Origin of the sequence: Burkholderia ubonensis subsp. mesacidophila (assembly GCF_002097715.1) — a bacterium.
GTDB lineage: Bacteria > Pseudomonadota > Gammaproteobacteria > Burkholderiales > Burkholderiaceae > Burkholderia > Burkholderia mesacidophila.
In genome coordinates this window covers 304,713-321,199 of sequence record NZ_CP020738.1, presented here as the reverse complement: position 1 = coordinate 321,199, position 16,487 = coordinate 304,713, and the positions used below count along the sequence as shown (strand labels likewise).

Annotated in this window: 13 protein-coding genes; 3 read left to right on the top strand and 10 right to left on the bottom strand. The window is 65.8% G+C overall.

The annotated features are described in order from the left end of the window. Window positions 1-40 precede the first annotated feature (40 nt). Window positions 41-2,203, top strand: coding sequence for a glycoside hydrolase family 15 protein (locus B7P44_RS18985; RefSeq protein WP_084907223.1), 2,163 nt, complete (start codon window positions 41-43; stop codon window positions 2,201-2,203). Between the two features lie 29 nt (window positions 2,204-2,232). Here B7P44_RS18985 and B7P44_RS18980 read toward each other — a convergent pair whose 3' ends face one another. Both B7P44_RS18980 and B7P44_RS18975 read right to left on the bottom strand, forming a co-directional pair. Then, complete coding sequence (locus tag B7P44_RS18980) at window positions 2,233-3,420, bottom strand: adenylate/guanylate cyclase domain-containing protein (RefSeq protein ID WP_084909899.1); 1,188 nt, start codon at window positions 3,418-3,420, stop codon at window positions 2,233-2,235. A 16-nt stretch (window positions 3,421-3,436) separates the two neighbouring features. Beyond that, entirely contained in the window at window positions 3,437-5,029 is a 1,593-nt protein-coding gene (locus B7P44_RS18975) for a PAS domain-containing hybrid sensor histidine kinase/response regulator (protein WP_084909898.1), read from the bottom strand. A gap of 944 nt (window positions 5,030-5,973) precedes the next feature. On the opposite strand from B7P44_RS18975, the gene B7P44_RS18970 reads away from it, so the two are divergent. Further along, a complete protein-coding gene (locus tag B7P44_RS18970) occupies window positions 5,974-7,674 on the top strand; it encodes a M4 family metallopeptidase (RefSeq protein ID WP_084907221.1) in 1,701 nt (566 codons plus the stop codon). Window positions 7,675-7,782: 108 nt separating this feature from the next. Here B7P44_RS18970 and B7P44_RS18965 read toward each other — a convergent pair whose 3' ends face one another. Further along, window positions 7,783-9,036: a PucR family transcriptional regulator gene (locus tag B7P44_RS18965; RefSeq protein WP_084907219.1), complete on the bottom strand. Its 1,254-nt coding sequence runs from the start codon at window positions 9,034-9,036 to the stop codon at window positions 7,783-7,785. 423 nt (window positions 9,037-9,459) lie between these two features. Here B7P44_RS18965 and B7P44_RS18960 point away from each other — a divergent pair, with 423 nt between their 5' ends. Beyond that, complete coding sequence (locus B7P44_RS18960) at window positions 9,460-9,933, top strand: MarR family winged helix-turn-helix transcriptional regulator (protein WP_084907216.1); 474 nt, start codon at window positions 9,460-9,462, stop codon at window positions 9,931-9,933. Window positions 9,934-10,090: 157 nt separating this feature from the next. Here B7P44_RS18960 and B7P44_RS18955 read toward each other — a convergent pair whose 3' ends face one another. The 7 genes from B7P44_RS18955 to B7P44_RS18925 form a co-directional block, all read right to left on the bottom strand. Further along, the gene (locus B7P44_RS18955) at window positions 10,091-11,185 is read right to left on the bottom strand and encodes an IS5-like element ISButh5 family transposase (protein WP_084907214.1); all 1,095 of its coding nucleotides are present in this window, start codon (window positions 11,183-11,185) and stop codon (window positions 10,091-10,093) included. Between the two features lie 130 nt (window positions 11,186-11,315). Continuing rightward, the gene (locus tag B7P44_RS18950; protein ID WP_084909897.1) at window positions 11,316-12,239 is read right to left on the bottom strand and encodes a LysR family transcriptional regulator; all 924 of its coding nucleotides are present in this window, start codon (window positions 12,237-12,239) and stop codon (window positions 11,316-11,318) included. A 119-nt stretch (window positions 12,240-12,358) separates the two neighbouring features. Then, entirely contained in the window at window positions 12,359-13,060 is a 702-nt protein-coding gene (locus tag B7P44_RS18945) for a PqiC family protein (protein ID WP_407924040.1), read from the bottom strand. 8 nt (window positions 13,061-13,068) lie between these two features. Next, window positions 13,069-14,691: a PqiB family protein gene (locus B7P44_RS18940; protein WP_084907210.1), complete on the bottom strand. Its 1,623-nt coding sequence runs from the start codon at window positions 14,689-14,691 to the stop codon at window positions 13,069-13,071. After that, a complete protein-coding gene (locus B7P44_RS18935) occupies window positions 14,684-15,313 on the bottom strand; it encodes a paraquat-inducible protein A (RefSeq protein WP_084900765.1) in 630 nt (209 codons plus the stop codon). The genes B7P44_RS18940 and B7P44_RS18935 overlap by 8 nt, the downstream gene beginning before the upstream one ends. Next, on the bottom strand, window positions 15,310-16,014 hold the full coding sequence (locus tag B7P44_RS18930) for a paraquat-inducible protein A (RefSeq protein WP_407924027.1): 705 nt from the start codon (window positions 16,012-16,014) through the stop codon (window positions 15,310-15,312). The genes B7P44_RS18935 and B7P44_RS18930 overlap by 4 nt, the downstream gene beginning before the upstream one ends. 6 nt (window positions 16,015-16,020) lie before the next feature. Further along, window positions 16,021-16,425 (bottom strand): MarR family winged helix-turn-helix transcriptional regulator, encoded by a 405-nt coding sequence (locus tag B7P44_RS18925; protein ID WP_231716779.1) that lies wholly within the window; start codon window positions 16,423-16,425, stop codon window positions 16,021-16,023. Window positions 16,426-16,487 lie beyond the last annotated feature (62 nt).

Sequence of the window (16,487 nt, the reverse complement as noted above, 5' to 3'; positions counted from 1 at the left end):
ATGACGTAGTGCGACTACGTCGCCTGAAGGGGACGATCTCATGAATTCCAAGCATCCCGCTGCCGCATCGCCAGCCGCGCTCGCCGGAACCTCCTCCGCGCAAGCCCAAGGCGTCGCGCCCGGCGCCCCGGGCGCGACAGGCACTTGGAATCCGGCGAACAAGCACGGCTTCGGAACGTCGACGACGATCGAAAGCAAGGTCTGGTTCACGCTCGGAAGCGCCGGCCTCGACGAGATCTACTACCCGCGTCTCGACACGCCGAGCGTTCGCGGCCTGCAGTTCGTGGTCTCGGACGGCACGACCTTCGCAGCACGCGTCGCCGACCATGCGACGCACGAGACGACGCTGACCGAAGCGGACGGCCTCGCCTACCGTCAGGTCGACGTCGACCACGCCGGCCGCTTCCGACTGACGAAGACGTACGCAACGGACCCGGCGCGTCCGGTGGTGCTCGTCGACGTCACGTTCGAATCGCTCGACGGACAGCCCTATCAGGTCTATGCGCTGCTGAATCCGGCACCCGGCAATGCGCTGATGAACACGACGGGAGAGACGAACGGCGCGACGCTGACCGCGCGCAACGGCAACGTCGCGACCGCGTTCGCGTCGAATCCGCCCTTTACCCGCGTGTCGAACGGCTATGCCGGCGCCAGCGACGGCTGGCAGGACATCGGCCGGCACTTTCGCATGACCCGGACCTATGCGTGCGCGCCGCAAGGCAATGTCGTGCAGACCGGCCAGACGCCGCTCGACGGCGTGACGCGCACGCACGTCACGCTCGCGATCGGGTTCGGCGACGACGCCGCGCAGGCGACCCGCGACGCACAGTGCACGCTGGCCGACGGATTCGCGTCGACGGCCCGCCGGTATGCCGAAGGCTGGCATCGCTACCTGCGGACACTCAAGCCGGCGCCGGCAAGCGCGGCCGCTCACCTCCGCCTGTACAACGCGGCCGTGATGATCCTCGCCGCGCATGAGGACAAGACCTGGCGCGGCGCGTTCGCCGCTTCGCCGTCGATGCCCTGGGCGTTCGGCACCGCGCTCGACCAACCGTCCGGGCCCTACCATCTCGTGTGGGCGCGGGACCTCTACCAGATTGCGACCGCGCTGATCGCCGCGGGCGATCGCAGCGCCGCCGAGCGCGCGCTGGACTGGCTGCTCGCGACGCAGCAGAAAGCCGACGGCGCTTTCCCGCAGAACTCGCAGGTCGACGGCACGCCGTACTGGGGCGGCCTGCAGATGGACGAAGTGTCGTTCCCGATCGTGCTGGCCTGGCAACTGCGGCGCTTCGACAGGCCGACGTACGTGAATCACATCCGGAAGGCAGCCGATTTCATCGTCGCGACCGGGCCGTACACGCCGGCGGAGCGCTGGGAGAATCAGGGCGGCTATTCGCCGGCTGCCATCGCGGCCCAGATCGCCGGCCTCGTCGCCGCGGCGGATATCGCACGCCGCAACGGCGATGCGGCGTCAGCCGCCGCCTACGCGGCCACGGCGGACGACTGGCAGCGCAACGTGGAGTCATGGACGGCAACCCGGACCGGCCCGTACTCGCGCGCGCCGTACTACCTGCGATTGACCAAGGACCGGCAGCCCGATGCCGCCACGCCGTACCACATCGGCGACAGCGGTCCGGACGACATCGACCAGCGCGCGGTGGTCGACCCGAGCTTTCTCGATCTCGTCAGGCTCGGCGTGAAGCCGGCCGACGATCCGGTGATCCTGAACAGCCTCGCGGTGGTCGACGCGCACCTGGGTGTGACCACGCCGAACGGCATGTTCTGGCATCGCTACACCTTCGACGGCTATGGCGAGCAGCGCGACGGCAGCGCATGGCGCATGGGCCTCCCGGCCGGCAGTCAAATGACGATCGGGCGCGCGTGGCCGATCTTCGCGGGCGAGCGCGGCGAATACGAGCTGGCTGCAAATCAGCCCGATCTCGCGCGCACGCGCCTCGACGCGATGGCGGCCAGCACGAACGACGGGCTGATGCTGCCGGAGCAGGTCTGGGATCGGCACGCGCCGTCGGGGCTGCCCGGTTTCGCCGCCGGCACAGGCACGACGTCGGCGACGCCGCTCGCGTGGACCGAGGCCCAGTTCGTGCGCCTTGCGTGGTCGATCGACTGCGGTGCACCCGTGGCGTTGCCGTCCATCGTCGCGAGCCGGTATGCCGGCCCGTGCAACGGGGACGGCGACGACTGACCGCTCGGCAGCGGCCGGAATACCCTGCTTCAACTCGCCGCTGCGCCGGCCCTGCCGACCAGGAACCACGTGCGCAACTCGCCCATGCCCTTCGCCGCGATCGTGCCGCGTGCCTCGCAGACGAACGGCTCGCCCAGCCGCTCGCGCGTGGCTTCCGTCAACTGCACGCGCCCTGCCACGCCTTGCGACTCCATCCTGCTCGCGAGGTTGACGGCCATCCCCCACAAGTCGTAGATGAACTTGCGCTTGCCGATCACGCCGGCCACGACCTCTCCGCTGTTGATGCCGATGCGCAATTGCAGGTTGCAGCGCCTGAGCGCGTTGAAGCGGGCCAGCGCATCGATCATGTCGAGCGCCATATGCGCGGCCCGCTCCGCGTGGTCGGCCACCGGGAACGGCAGCCCCGCGGCCGCCATGTACGCGTCGCCGATGGTCTTGATCTTCTCGAGGCCGCGCGCGTCGGCGATGAGGTCGAACTCGGTGAAGATCTCGTTGAGCATCTCGACGAGCTGCTCGGGGCGCATGCCCGCCGAAAAGCCGGTGAAGTCGACGATATCCGCGAACAACACCGACACCTCCGGAAACCGGTCTGCGATCACTTCCGGGAAACTGTCGGCGAGGTCGTCGAGATGGGCCTTCAGGCGCTCGGCGATCGGAGAAGGCAGCATGTTGAGCAGCAGCCGCTCGGAGACCTTCTGCTCGGCGACGACCTTCGCGTACAGGCCCTTCAGCTCGTCGCTCTGTTCACGAATCCGCTCGCGGCTCGCCTCCACTTCCCGCACCTTCTGTTCGAGCGCCTTGCCGTAGTCGCGCAACGCCCGATGCAGCAGGCGAACTTCCAGCATGTTGCGGACCCGCATCAGCACTTCGGCCAGATCGAACGGCTTGCTGATGAAGTCCTTCGCGCCGGCCTGCAATGCGCGCAATTTGTGGGCCGGCTGCGCGGTGATCACGATGACAGGCAGATAGCTGTCCGCCTCGAGCGCCTTCAGGCTCTCCATCACCTGAAAGCCATCGATGCCGGGCATCTGGAGATCGAGCAGGATCAGGTCGTAGCCGTTCCGGCGGTGCAGCTCGCACACCGCGGAGGCATCCATCGTCGACGCGACGTGTGCGTAGCCCGCCCGATGCAGGATCTGCTCGAGCAGCAGGATATTGGCCTCCAGATCGTCGACGACCAGGATCCTGGCGTCGAGGATGGCAGACGAATCGATCATGGTGCGCAGCCCCGCATCATCGCTTTCCTTCCGCAAACGCAATCGCCTCGGCCAGCGCATGCATGAACGGCTCGATCCGGATCGGCTTCGTCAGATAGCGGAAGAAGCCCGCCTTCAGGCCCTGGTCGATGTCGCGCGGCATGGCATTCGAACTGAGCGCCACGACCGGAATCGCCGCCGTTTCAGGATGGCTGAGCAACAGGCCCAGCGCGTCGATGCCGCTGATGTCGGGCAGGTTGATGTCCATCAGGATCACCTGCGGCAGCGCGCTGCGCGCCAGCGCCACACCGAGTTGCCCGGTCGCCGCGCTGAGCATGCGCAGGTCCGCGCGCCGCGCGAGCAGTTGCTCCACAAGCGCCCGGTTGGCCGGATTGTCCTCGATGTAGAGCACGGTATGCGCGGGCAGCTCGGCGGGCGTCTCCGCGGTCGTGTGTCCGGCCGGCGTGGCGGGCTGTGCGCCGACCCGCGCGGCGGCTTCCGGAGCTGCCGCCGCATCGAGCTCGATCCAGAACACGCTTCCCTTCCCGACGGTGCTGTCGGCGCCGATGGCGCCGCCCATCAGTTCCGTCAGACGTTTCGCGACGACCAGGCCGATGCCCGTGCCCTCCTCGGCGCCGGCATCCTGCCCCAGGCGATTGAACGGCTGGAACAACTGGCCCAGTTGCTCCGGCGACAAGCCCAGGCCGGTGTCGCGCACACTGACGCGAATCCGGCCCGGCACGCGCAGGTCGCAATCGACGTCGACCGCGCCTGACGGGCGGTTGTATTTGATCGCGTTCGACAGCAGGTTGAGCAGGATCTGCTTGACGCGCGTCCGGTCCGCGCGGACATGGCAGCGCGGCTCGACATCGGGAAAGCTCACACGAATGCCTCGTTGCCGCGCCTGCGGCTCGATCATCGATTCGCATTCGCGCAATGCATCGCGCAACGACACGGGTTCGGGCGAAATCGCGACTTGCCCGGATTCGATTTTCGCCAGGTCGAGCACGTCGTTGATCAGCTCGAGCAGATGCCATCCCGCCCGCAGGATCTGGTCGATGCTCGCCTGCTGCGACGGCGTCGGCGGCGGCGAATCGGACGCCATGAGCTGCGCGAAGCCCAGGATCGCATTGAGCGGGCTGCGCAGCTCGTGGCTCATGCTGGACAGGAAATCGGACTTCGCGCGGTTCGCGCGCTCCGCGGCGGCTCTCGCCTGCTTCAGGTCTTCGATGTCGGTCTCGGTGCCGAACCACTTGACGATCTTTCCATCGCGATCCCGGAACGGCAACGCGCGACATAGAAACCATCGATAAGCGCCGTCGGAAGCCCGTCTCAGCCGATATTCGATTTCGAACTCGACGCCGCTCTGGATCGCGCGCGTCCACGTATCGATCGCGAGCTGCAAATCGTCCGGGTGCAGGAAAGATTCCCAGCCCTGCGCCTGGGCCTGCTCGAGGGTGACGCCGCCATAGCTGAGCCCCCGGCAGTTCATGTAGTCGACCCAGCCGTCCGGATCGGCCGTCCACACGATATGGGGGATCGCATCCGCGAGTGACCTGAAGCTCCGCTCCCCCTCGACGGCTTCAACCTGTTGAGGAGGAAATTGAGCAGATGAATGACCACGGCGCATTCGCATGATCTTTTCCCGGACGAGCATGGACGCCCTTTCAGTTTAGGCATGGGCGAACCGGAAGGGGAACGCCGGCAGAGAAACCGGCGCCCGATGCCGACGACCATCCAGTCGTTTAAGATCACGAATCAATTTCGTGCTTTGATTAACTTCGACGCGGTGCGAGCATTATCGCGATTGCTTCGCTTCAAAGATCGCCTACCCAATAGAACTGTCAGGAGACGGCGAACCTGCTAATTCCTAGAATTCGATTCGGGCGAGCCGCGCATCCAATCGCCAGCATCACAAAAGCAACGCTTGGCCACGGCACCCTTTTTTCATTCATCTTTTGATCAAAGGAATAACGCGGACTTTCCGTTGCATTGGCTAGCCGGGCCACTTGCCGGCTGGCAGCTTGCCGCCTCTCCCCGCGCACGGCGCGGGACCTCGTGTGTCTCCGCGGATACTGCCTCGGTATTCGCCTCTGGCGACCATCGCGTCATGCGGTGGTCGCCTTTTTTGCGCGCCATCGCACGCCGCACCATTTCATCCTTCCATACGATGCGGCGCTCCGCATACCGGCCTGTACGCCGGACATCCAGCGCTCATCCGACCACACAGGCCGCCGAAGTCGACGTGCGCACGTCATGAGCCCGCCGAATATTCATATTGCCGCCATCAATAATCAAATCGAATAGCCAACGAAATAAAACACGACCAACATCACCTGCCTGCCCACATACCACAAATTTCACCCATCCGCATCGCACAGCATCATTTCATATTTCTCACCAATACCTGACACGGTTCAGGCAGACACAATCAAAAGTTAATTTATTTGCAATTATCTTGTAAATATTAATTTGACCTCCTAGCATGGCTTTGCAGTTCACAGTACCTCTCTTGCTTAGTGGTTGCATTCAATAAACTTTCAATAATTACGCATTCATTATCTGGAGGATTACATGAAGAAACTGTCTTGCCTGCTGTCGGTCGCCGCAATTTCCCTCGCCAGCTTCAGCGCATTTGCGCAAGCCGGTGACCAGCAGGCCACAGTCGACCGGGCGCTGCAGTTGATCCAGCAGAACCCGTCCAGCTTCAACCTAGCCGCCGGCAGTGCCGCGCGCACGCTCAAGTTCGCGAAGGCGGGCGCACCGACGGAAGGCGATCAGTTCCAGGTGCGTGACGTGATCGTCGACCCCGACGGCACCGAGCACGTGCGCTTCGACCGCTTCTACTCGGGCCTGCGCGTGATCGGCGGCGACGTCGTCGTTCACTCGAGCCAGGGGCAACTGAAACAGGCGAGCGTGACCCAGTCCGTGCCGATCAACCTTGCCGGCAAGATCGGCAAGGTCGGCGACCGCTTCGTGGTGCGCAACGCGCCCGACGTCGGTGCGGCCGTGGCCCGGCGCGCCGCGTCCGCGCGCTTCGGCGCACAGGTGCGCCGCGTCGAGGAGCCGGAGCTCGTCGTGTTCGCACGCGACACCGCGCCGACGCTGGCCTATGCGGTGCGTGTGTACGGCAAGGCGACCGACGCGCACACCGAAGCCGTGCTCTACTACGTCGACGCACGCACGGGCGCCGTCGTGGATGCGCAGGACCTGATCATGACCGCCGCCTCCGCCGCCACCGGCACCGGCCGTTCGCTGTACTACGGCAACCTGCCGCTGACGACCGACCAGCTCGGCACGAACTCGTACCGGATGCTCGATCCGACCCGCGGCGGCGGCTCGGTCTACGACGGCCGCGGCCTGTCCTCGGATGATGTCCCGCAGGCCACTGACTTGCCGATCTTCACCAGCAGCACGAACGTGTGGGGCAACAACGCGACCACCGACCGGCAGACCGTCGCAGCCGACATCGATTATGGTCTCGCGCTCACTTGGGACTACTACAGGAGCACGCACAACCGCAACGGCATCTTCAACGACGGCCAGGGCGTGAAGAGCTTCGCCCACGTGGTGTTCAACACCGGCAGCGGCACGACCGGCGCGAACGCGGCCTGGCTGGGAGACACGCGCATGATGGTGTACGGTGACGGCGAACCTGGCACCCGCCTGCCGAACCCCGTCGTGTCGATCGACGTGGCCGGGCACGAGATGAGCCACGGCGTGACCCAGGCCACCGCGGGCCTGAACTATTCGGGCGACGCGGGCGGTCTCAACGAATCGACGTCCGACATCTTCGGCACGCTCGTCAAGTACTACGCGAACAACCCGAACGATCCGGGCAACTACGTGATCGGCGCGCGCGTGATCAACGGTGGCCTGCGCAAGATGTACAAGCAGGATCTCGACGGGCGGTCGTACAGCTGCTATCCGTCCGGCGGCTTCTCGTGGTGGAATCCGCGCCACGATCCGCACTTCTCGTCGGGCGTCGGCAACCGCTTCTTCTACCTGCTGTCGGAAGGCCCGGTGGTGCCGGCAACCGACTCCGCACTGTCGAAGAGCCAGCTGGTCTGCAACGGCGACACCAGCTTCAGTGGGCTCGGGCGCGACAAGGCCGGCAAGATCTGGTACCGGACGCTGACGGTGTACCTGACCGCCGGCTCCAGCTACCCGAACGCGCGGCGCGCGTCGATCCAGGCGGCGAACGACCTGTACGGCGCGAATTCGGTTGAGAGCGCAACGGTTGCGCGCGCATGGAGTGCCGCGGGCGTGAACTGACGGCAGCGCGCGCGTGCGTCGGCGGCTCGACGCACGCGCGGCCGAACGTCGAGCTGTGGATCAGCCGCCTGTGATGACAGGCGGCTGCTCGATGAACACTACGCCGGCTCACCTGCTCCGTTCGCCGGTCCCCTGGAGTTTCAACGCGATTTCCAGCTTCGCAACCCACGCCGCGTGATCGAGCTTGGCGCCCAGGATGTTTTCAATCCGCTCGAGGCGGTGATCCAGCGTGTTCGGATGAACGCCGAGCGCCGCGGCGGTCACTTTCCGGCGCTGCATATTGGCAAAGAAGGTCTCGAGCGTCAGTATCAGGTCCTGCTCGCCGGACAATTCCTGCGTCAGCGACAGCAGGTAATTGTGCGCACTGTCATGGCTGCGAATGCACTCGCCGACGACGATGTCCGAGAACCGGTGCAACGGGCCGTCGCCGCCACGGTGCTTGCCGACATCCAGTGCCCGGATCGCCTCGTCGGCCGACGTCGCCCATCCTTTCGCGCCGGAGCCCGACAGCCCCATGCCGATCCCGCCGATTCCGCCCGCGCCGCCGAGCAGCGCCGTCATGCATGCGTCGACGCGCCGGTCGCTCGCGCTCGCCGATTCGCCCGGATTGCATGGCGCCCAGATGACGAGGCAATCGCGATGCCATACGTCGACCAGGTCATCCTTCTGGCACGCCAGGTGCCGTGCCACCGACAGCACGATGCGGTCGAGTTCGCGGTCCGATCGCATCGCACCGCGCTCGAGCCGCTCGCATTCGATCGCCAGCGCAATTCTCGGCGACGCGTGGTCCAGGCCCAGCGCCTGGATCGTCTTGCGGAACCCCTCTTCATCCGTGGCGTGACTGAAGACGATCTCGTGCAGCTGATAACGCAGCGACTCGCGCCATCGCGCCTGCTGATATTGCTCATCGAGGTAAGCCTGCGAGATCAGCTGCACCATGTAATCGAAATATTCCATCAGATACGGTGACAGCACGAACAGCAGTTCGTCGCGCAACGCGTCGTGCTCGCTGCCGAGCTCCGCGCAGACGCGCCATAACTCGCGCGGACCGACCCAGAAGCTCCGCAGCAACGAAGACAACGGTATGCCCTGGTGAACCCGCCGGCGCCCGAATTCCTGCAGGCCCTCCAGGTCGTCGGACGACGGAAACTTCCCCGTGGACACGGATTCGAACCACAACCGCTGCGACACCTCGATCGAATCCATGATGTCTTTCCGCATCGCGGGCGTCAGGCCGTCGTAGCCGCCGATTCGGGTCAGCGCCGCATACGTGCGCGCGACGACGTCCGACGGATCCGCCGCCAGCGCCCTCACTTTGTCGCGCATCAGCGCCGACGTGACGGGCACATCGACGGGCGTCATGGTCGATTCAGCCCTTCTGTTTTTCGCAGCCATCAGCCGTTCTCATCAATTTGATCCTGCGCTCCGGCGGGAGCGATCGCCTGGGGATTGTGAAAAGCCACATCGCCGGCCACACCATTTCCCATTTCGCGCGTCCCGACGCTCGGATAACGTTGTCGACATCGGCACGCAGGCGGACCGCGTCCTTGCCCGCCGCGGCAGCGGGCGCGACTGGTCGCGTGCACCAGTCCGGACGCCCCCTCTTGCGCGCCGGCAAACGTCAGTTTTGCCGGGTATGGCACGCTTGCCTGGCGCCGGTCATTTTTTCAGATTTTGGTGCCGTGGTCACGGCCAGGGACGGCGACACGAACGGCAAGCACCGCGTTGTCGCCACGACAGCCCCCTTCTCCGCCGGGGCAAACCACGAATCGGAGCAGCGGCGTCATGGACAACGCAGCCTCATTGAACCACCACAACGCAGAAACACGGCAAGCCGGCGACGGGCTGGGCTACCTGCTGAAACGAACCCAGAGCGTGATGTGTCGCGCGATCTCGCGACGCACCGAGGCCGAACTGGGCGTGACGGACACCCAGGCGCGCATTCTGTTCCTGCTCGCGACTCAATCCGCCCGCACGGCGGCCGATCTTGCGCGGCAATGCGAGGTGGACGCCAGTTCCATCACACGATTGATCGACCGGATGGAGCAACACGACCTGCTGGAGCGCATGCGTTGCGACGAAGACCGCCGCATCGTCAGGCTCCACATCACCCCATTGGGGCAGGCGGTCGCCGCCCGGATTCCGGCGATCGTCTCGGACGTTTCCGACGCGCTGCTGTCGAGGTTCGACGCCGACGAGATCCATTCGCTCGAGCGCCTGCTCGGCCGCATCGTCGAAAACGGAACGCGTCACGCTTAGCAGGCTGTTGAAAAGCGCCTCGTTTTGACGGCCGGGGCACTATTTAAAAGGGTTTCGTATGCGATTGGCTGCTGAGTTGCGGATAAATCGTCCCGGCTGCCCCGCTGGCGAGCGGGCTAGCCGACGCGTTGCCGCGCGACGGCCACGCTTGGCCGGCTCATCGCATTGCCCCTTGTGGCACCGCCGTCAGTATTCGGGCCATTCGAGTCAGGTTGCTCGCCAGCATCGTCAGTTTGAAGTGCTGGTCGACTCGCTTGATGCCGCGATACACGGTCTGTCGAATCCGGCCGACGGTCTTGCCCCAGCCGAAGTGCTCCTCGATGCGTTTGCGAATGACTTGGCTGATGCCATAGCCGACGTGCCGCGACGTGCGCCCGTCGATCGCGCTGCCGCCTTGATGCGCGTCGTTGCGCGCGACATGCGGCGTCACCTTGCGCGCACGACAGTCCCGCACAAAGTCGCGCATGTCGTAACCCTTGTCGGCGCCGAGCGTCTTGGCGTGACGGCCCGGCACGCAATCGAGCAGGCGCAACGCGCTGGCGCGTTCGCCAAAGCCATCGGCATGGCTCACCACAGCACCCACTACCAAGCCCGAGCGGTTCTCCATCAGGATGTGCCCCTGGTAACACAGGATGGACGGCGTGCCTTTGCTCTTCCTAAACAGCCGCGCGTCCGAATCGGTGCTCGACTCGTGAGTCTCGTTGCTGCGTCGCTTGCCCTTCCAGTCGGTGTCGACATTGCGGCCACCGCCGGCCGGCGGATCGTCCGAACCGTCCTTGGGCCGGAAGCTCTTGTGGCTGGCCCATGCCTGGATCAGCGTGCCATCGACCGAGAAGTGTTCTCTGGACAGCAGCCCTTGCTTGTCGGCCAGGCTCATGACTTCAGTAAAGAACGCTTCGACCACTTCGTGCTCGAGCAGACGATCGCGGTTCTTCGAGAACACCGAGTGATCCCAGACGGCGTCTTCGATGGCGAGGCCGACGAACCAGCGGAACAGCAGGTTGTATCGCATCTGCTCCATCAGCATGCGCTCGCTGCGCACCGAATAAAACACTTGCAGCAGCAACGCACGCAGCAGCTTCTCAGGCGCAATCGAGGCCCGGCCGCTGTCTGCATAGATCGTGCTGAACAGCCCGTTGAGCCGCTTCAGCGCTTGATTGACCAGCAGCCGAAGCGGCCGCAACGGGTGATCAGCCGGCACGAAGTCTTCCAGCTTCACCGTCGTGAACAGCGGTTCTTGCATCTCGTCCATTCCGCGCATCGCTCTCGTTTGCCCAAGATCATGAACACGATATCTCTAACGCACCGCCCGCAGCGCCCGTTTACACCGTATCCAATTTCAACAGCCTGTTAGGGCCGGCTCACGCGATCGCGTACCCCGGCTATCGAACGATCTGCTCGTCGGCACGCAGCAATGCGGGAAACGCGTCCTCGATGAAGTCGATCCAGGTTCGAATCCTGTCGTCGCGATGGCGTTGCGGCGGATAGAGCGCGTAGACGTTCGTGACCGACGCGCGGTAATCCGGCATGACCCGGACATATTCGCCATTGCGAAGCCCCGTGGCCGCCAGACCGATCGGCAGAACCCCGATACCCATGCCTTCGCGAATGCCGACTGCCAGGGTTTCGGCGACGTTGACCTGAAACGCCGGACGCACCGGCACCGCCGTCTCCGTACCGTCGGGCCCGGCAAGCACCCACTCGTCCGGCCGCAGCCCCGGCCCCGTGACGCCCAGGCAAACGTGGCTGGCCAGGTCCTGCGGCAGCTGGGGCGCACCATGCGTTTCGATGTATCCGCGCGATGCGCAAACAATGCCGAATAGCTGCCCGAGACATCGCGACGCCAGGCCCGGTTCGGGCACGTTCCGGTGCAGCGCCAGCGCGGTGCCGGCGCCTTCGCCGAACAGATCCGGCATCCCGTTCGTCAAGGTGAGCTCGACCCGCACGTCGGGATAGCGTTGCCGATAGCGAGCGATCAGGGACATGACGTAACGCTGCCCCAGCACCGGCGAAGCATGGACCTTCAGTTTTCCGGCGGGATGAACGCCACCGCCCGCGGCTTCGGCTTCCGCTTCGTCCACGCAATCGAGGATCTGCTTGCAGCGCGTCATGTAACGCTCGCCGACGGGCGTGAGCAGCACGCGGCGCGTCGAGCGCTCCAGCAGGCGTGCACGCAACGACGCCTCCAGCGCGGAAACGGTGCGAGAGGCCGACGTGACCGAAAACTTCCAGCGCCGAGCCGCCTCGGTGAATCCGCCCGCCTCTGCAACCCGAATGAAAATCCGCATCGCTCGCAGCGTGTCGATGCTTTTTTTCCTCGGCCCGTCACGGCCGGCTTCCGCGACGAAGGCATCTGCATCACTATCGCAGAGGTCGGGCTCCGATTCGACGACAGGCCCGCGACACAAGTCCGACGGACGCATCGTCATTGATTTCGGCACGGCCACGCCGGCGCCTGCGATTTGCCGGACGATAGGCCGGTTCCCGCCAGCCGGCTCGGCGAAGCCGTTGCCGCACCGGGCGCATGCGTTTCTTCCATCGCCCGCACGCCCGCTGCGATCCGCCCGGCCAGCACGGCGATTGCCCGTCGATGGCCCGCCACGAGCGCGTCGTAGCCGTCGGCGACCGGCTCCGCGACGCTCGTGCGGCAGGTCATCACAACCTGCGTGCCGACCGCGCGCACGCTCCACACCGCGTCGATCGCCGCACGCTTGGCCGGCCACGACTCGAAGCGCTGCACGTTGACGCTGACGCGGTACACCGGCACGCCGGCCGGATACGCGGAGTTCGCGACGTCGATCGTGCCGAGCTGCGCGGCGAGATCGTCGGACAGCGCGCGGCGGATCTCGTCGGCGGGCGGCGACGCCCAGCGCTCCTGCTCGAGCACGTCGACCTGCGCGGCGTTCTTCTGCACGACGAGCTGGCTCTTCGCGACCTGCTCGGGCTCGCCGATGGACGGCACCTCGATCAGGAACGGCGGGTTGGCCGGCGCCGTGCGCACCGCGAGCGCCGCGTCGGCGGGGGTGAGCGTATAGAATCGCGCGGGCGGCGAACTGCACGCGGCGAGTGTCAGCGCGGCGGCAATCGCGCAAACAGCAGACGCGGCGCCTCGGACGCGGCGTGGCAAGCGTACGATCATTTCCTGTCTCCGGGTTTGCCTTGCAGCAACGCTTCGGGATGCCGTTCGAGATAGTCGGCGAGCGCGTTCAGCGATTGCAGCGTGCGCGTGAGTTCCTTCAGCGCGCCGCGCACGTCGGACTGCAGCGGCGAATCCTGCTGCAGCGTTGCTTCCGCGGTCACAAAGGTCTGCTTCGCGGCCGACAGCGTGTCGCGCGCCTCGGGCGCGACCTGCGTGTCGAGCTGCCTGAACAGCTTGTCGGCGTTCGCAAGCGTGCTGTTCAGGTTCGCGCCGATCTGGTCGAACGGCACCTTGTCGAGCTTCTTCGCGATGTCGGCCACCTGAAGCTGCAGTTCGTCGAGCGTGTTCGGCACGGTCGGCAGCTCCAGGAGCGGCTTCGTGATATCGATCGACTCCGCCCGCGCCTGCGGGAAGAAATCGAGCGCGACGTACGACTGACCGGTCAGCAGGTTCCCCGTCCGCAGTTGGCCGCGCAACCCATAACCGGATACCAGCCGCTTCAGGATCAGCCGGCGTGCGGCGTCGCCCTGGTAGCCGACCGCATCCTGGAAACGCTTGCCGAGGCGATCCGGATAGAGGTTCATCGTCACCGGCATCGTGAAGTTCTTCGCCTTCGGGTCGTAGTCGATGCCGATGCTCGTGACTTCGCCGAGCACGATGCCGCGGAAGTCGACCGGCGCGCCGACCGCGAGCCCGCGTAGCGACTGGTTGAAGTTCATCACGACCTGCACCAGTTCGCCGTCCGGCTCGCGCATCGCATCGGCCTCGTCGGACGCGAGGTGGAACGTCGTGTCGTTCGGCGCGCTCGTGCCGCTGCTCTGGCCGGGCGGCGCCTGGAACGCGATGCCGCCGAGGATCACGGTCGCGAGCGACTGCGTGTTCAGCTTGAAGCCGCTCGAGTCGAGCCGCAGGTCGACGCCGCTCGCCTGCCACCAGCGCGAATTCATGCCGACGTACTGGTCGTACGGCGCGTTGACGAACACGTTGAAGGTCACGCCCGTGCCGTCCTTGTCGAGCGCGAAGCCGACCACCTGGCCGACCTGCACGCGCCGGTAGTAGACCGGCGAGCCGATGTCGACGGAGCCGAGCGACGCGCCGCGCAGCACGTACTGCGTGCCTTTCTGGTCGGCCGTGACGGCCGGCGGCGTCTCGAGGCCGGTGAAGCTGGTGTGGGCGTCATGCGAGCGGCCGATGTCGACGCCGATATACGCGCCCGACAGCAGCGTGCCGAGCCCCGACACGCCAGTCGCGCCGATCCGAGGACGCACGACCCAGAAGCGCGAGCCCTTGACCGCGAAGTTCTCGGCTTCCTTCTTGAGCTGCACGTCGACCAGCACGCGCGCCAGGTCCTTCGACAGCGAGATCGTCTTGACCATGCCGATCTCGACGTCCTTGTACTTGACCTGGGTCTTGCCGGGCTCGAGGCCCTCGGCACTGTGGAAGCTGATCGTGATTTCCGGGCCGCGCTCGCGCACGGACTTGATCACGAGGCCGATGCCGATCAGCGCGGCGATCAGCGGCACGAGCCAGACGAGCGACGGCAGCCAGCCGCTTTTCGACGAGATCGCCGGATCGGGCGGCCGGGGCTGGTCGTGCTGCGGGCCTTGCGGACTATTCATGGTGTTTCCCTGAGGTTTCGACAGGATCCCAGATCAGGCGGGGATCGAACTGCATCGACGCGAGCATCGTGAGGATCACGACCGAGCCGAACGCAAGCGCGCCGGGGCCGGCCGTGATGGTGGCGAGCGATCGGAAGTGGACGAGCGCGACGGTGAGCGTCACGACGAAGATGTCGAGCATCGACCAGCGGCCGATGCGCTCGACGATCCGGAACAGGCGCGTGCGCTGCATCGGCCGCCACGACGAGCGGCGCTGCGCGCTGATCACGAGGATCAGCAGCACGCCGAGCTTGAGCATCGGCACGAGGATGCTGGCGACGAACACGACGACGGCGAGCGGCCAGTCGCCCGATACCCAGAACAGGACCACGCCGCTCATGATCGTGTCCTCCTGCGAGCCGACGAGCGACGCGGTGCGCATGATCGGCAGCAGGTTTGCCGGTATGTAGAGGATCGCGGCGGCGATCAGCAGCGCCCAGGTGCGCGCGATGCTGTTCGGCGTGCGGAAGTGGAGCGCGCCGCCGCAGCGTGCGCAATGCGCATGCGCGTGGCCGAGCGGCTGCACGAGCCCGCACGTGTGGCAGCTGGCGAGGCCCTCGCGGGCGGCGGTCGGCGTGGTCATCGGCGCGCCTCCGACGATGCCGCGTCGCTGCGGTCGCGCGACGGCGCGCGCCCGGCGCGCAGGTCGTCGGCGATGTCCCACAGCATCTGCGGATCGAACATCAGCACGACGGCGATCATCAGCGTCAGCGCGGCGAACGCGAACAGCGCGGCTTCCGGCACGACGCGCGCGAGCGTGACCATCTTGACGATGGTCACGACGATGCCGAGCATGAACACCTCGATCATCCCCCACGGGCGCACCAGCTGGATCGCGCGCAGCACGACGTTGAACCCGGGCGGCACGTGTCCGCGCTGCATCGGGAACAGCAGGTACAGCAGCGCGGCCATCTCGACGAGCGGAAACAGCACGGTCGAGCAGAACACCATCACGGCGACGAGCGCCATATCCTGACGCCACAGCGATTCGATCGCGCCGAGCAGCGTCGTCTGCACGCGGTTGCCGTTCACGTCCATCTCGAGGATCGGGAATGCCTGCGCGATCACGAACGTGATCAGCCCTGCGAGCGCGAGCGCGCAGATCCGCTCGAGCTGGGCCGAGCTGCTGCGGTAGAGCACCGCGTTGCAGCGCGGGCAATGCGCGACGTCGCGGCCGCCAGGACGCGGCTTGTGCAACAGCGCGTCGCATTCGTGACAGGCAATCAGGACGGGTTTCGACACGTGACGTAAATTGATCCAGGTGTTTCGGGAAGGGCTCGGCATCGCGCGTCAACCCGGATGCCTGTCGATTTCTCCGATAATCCGATAGAGGAACCGCTTGAGAAACGCCCGCTCTTGCGCGGACAGTCGATTCAGGACGGCATCCCTGGCTTCCGCCAGCACCGAAGGGATGCGCTCCGCGAGCGCCAGGCCAGCCGGCGTCAGCGCAAGATCCAGCGCGCGGCGATCGTCGCCATTACGGCGGCGCACGACCAGCGCCCGGTTCTCGAGGTCATCCACCAGACGCGAAATGCGGCCTGTGCCACACCCCAGCGATCCTGCGAGTTCCTGACATGACACCGTCTCGCTGCGCGCGAGGTGAACGAGCGCACTGCCGTGGGAAAACGGAATCCCGAGCGCCGTCAACGTTCGCTGATTGAACAGCCGCTTGACCGAGACATAGACGCCCAGCATCGAACGAACGCCGTCTATCTCGAGTGAGCCATCGCGGCAAACTGGTGGAGAAAGCCTGTCGG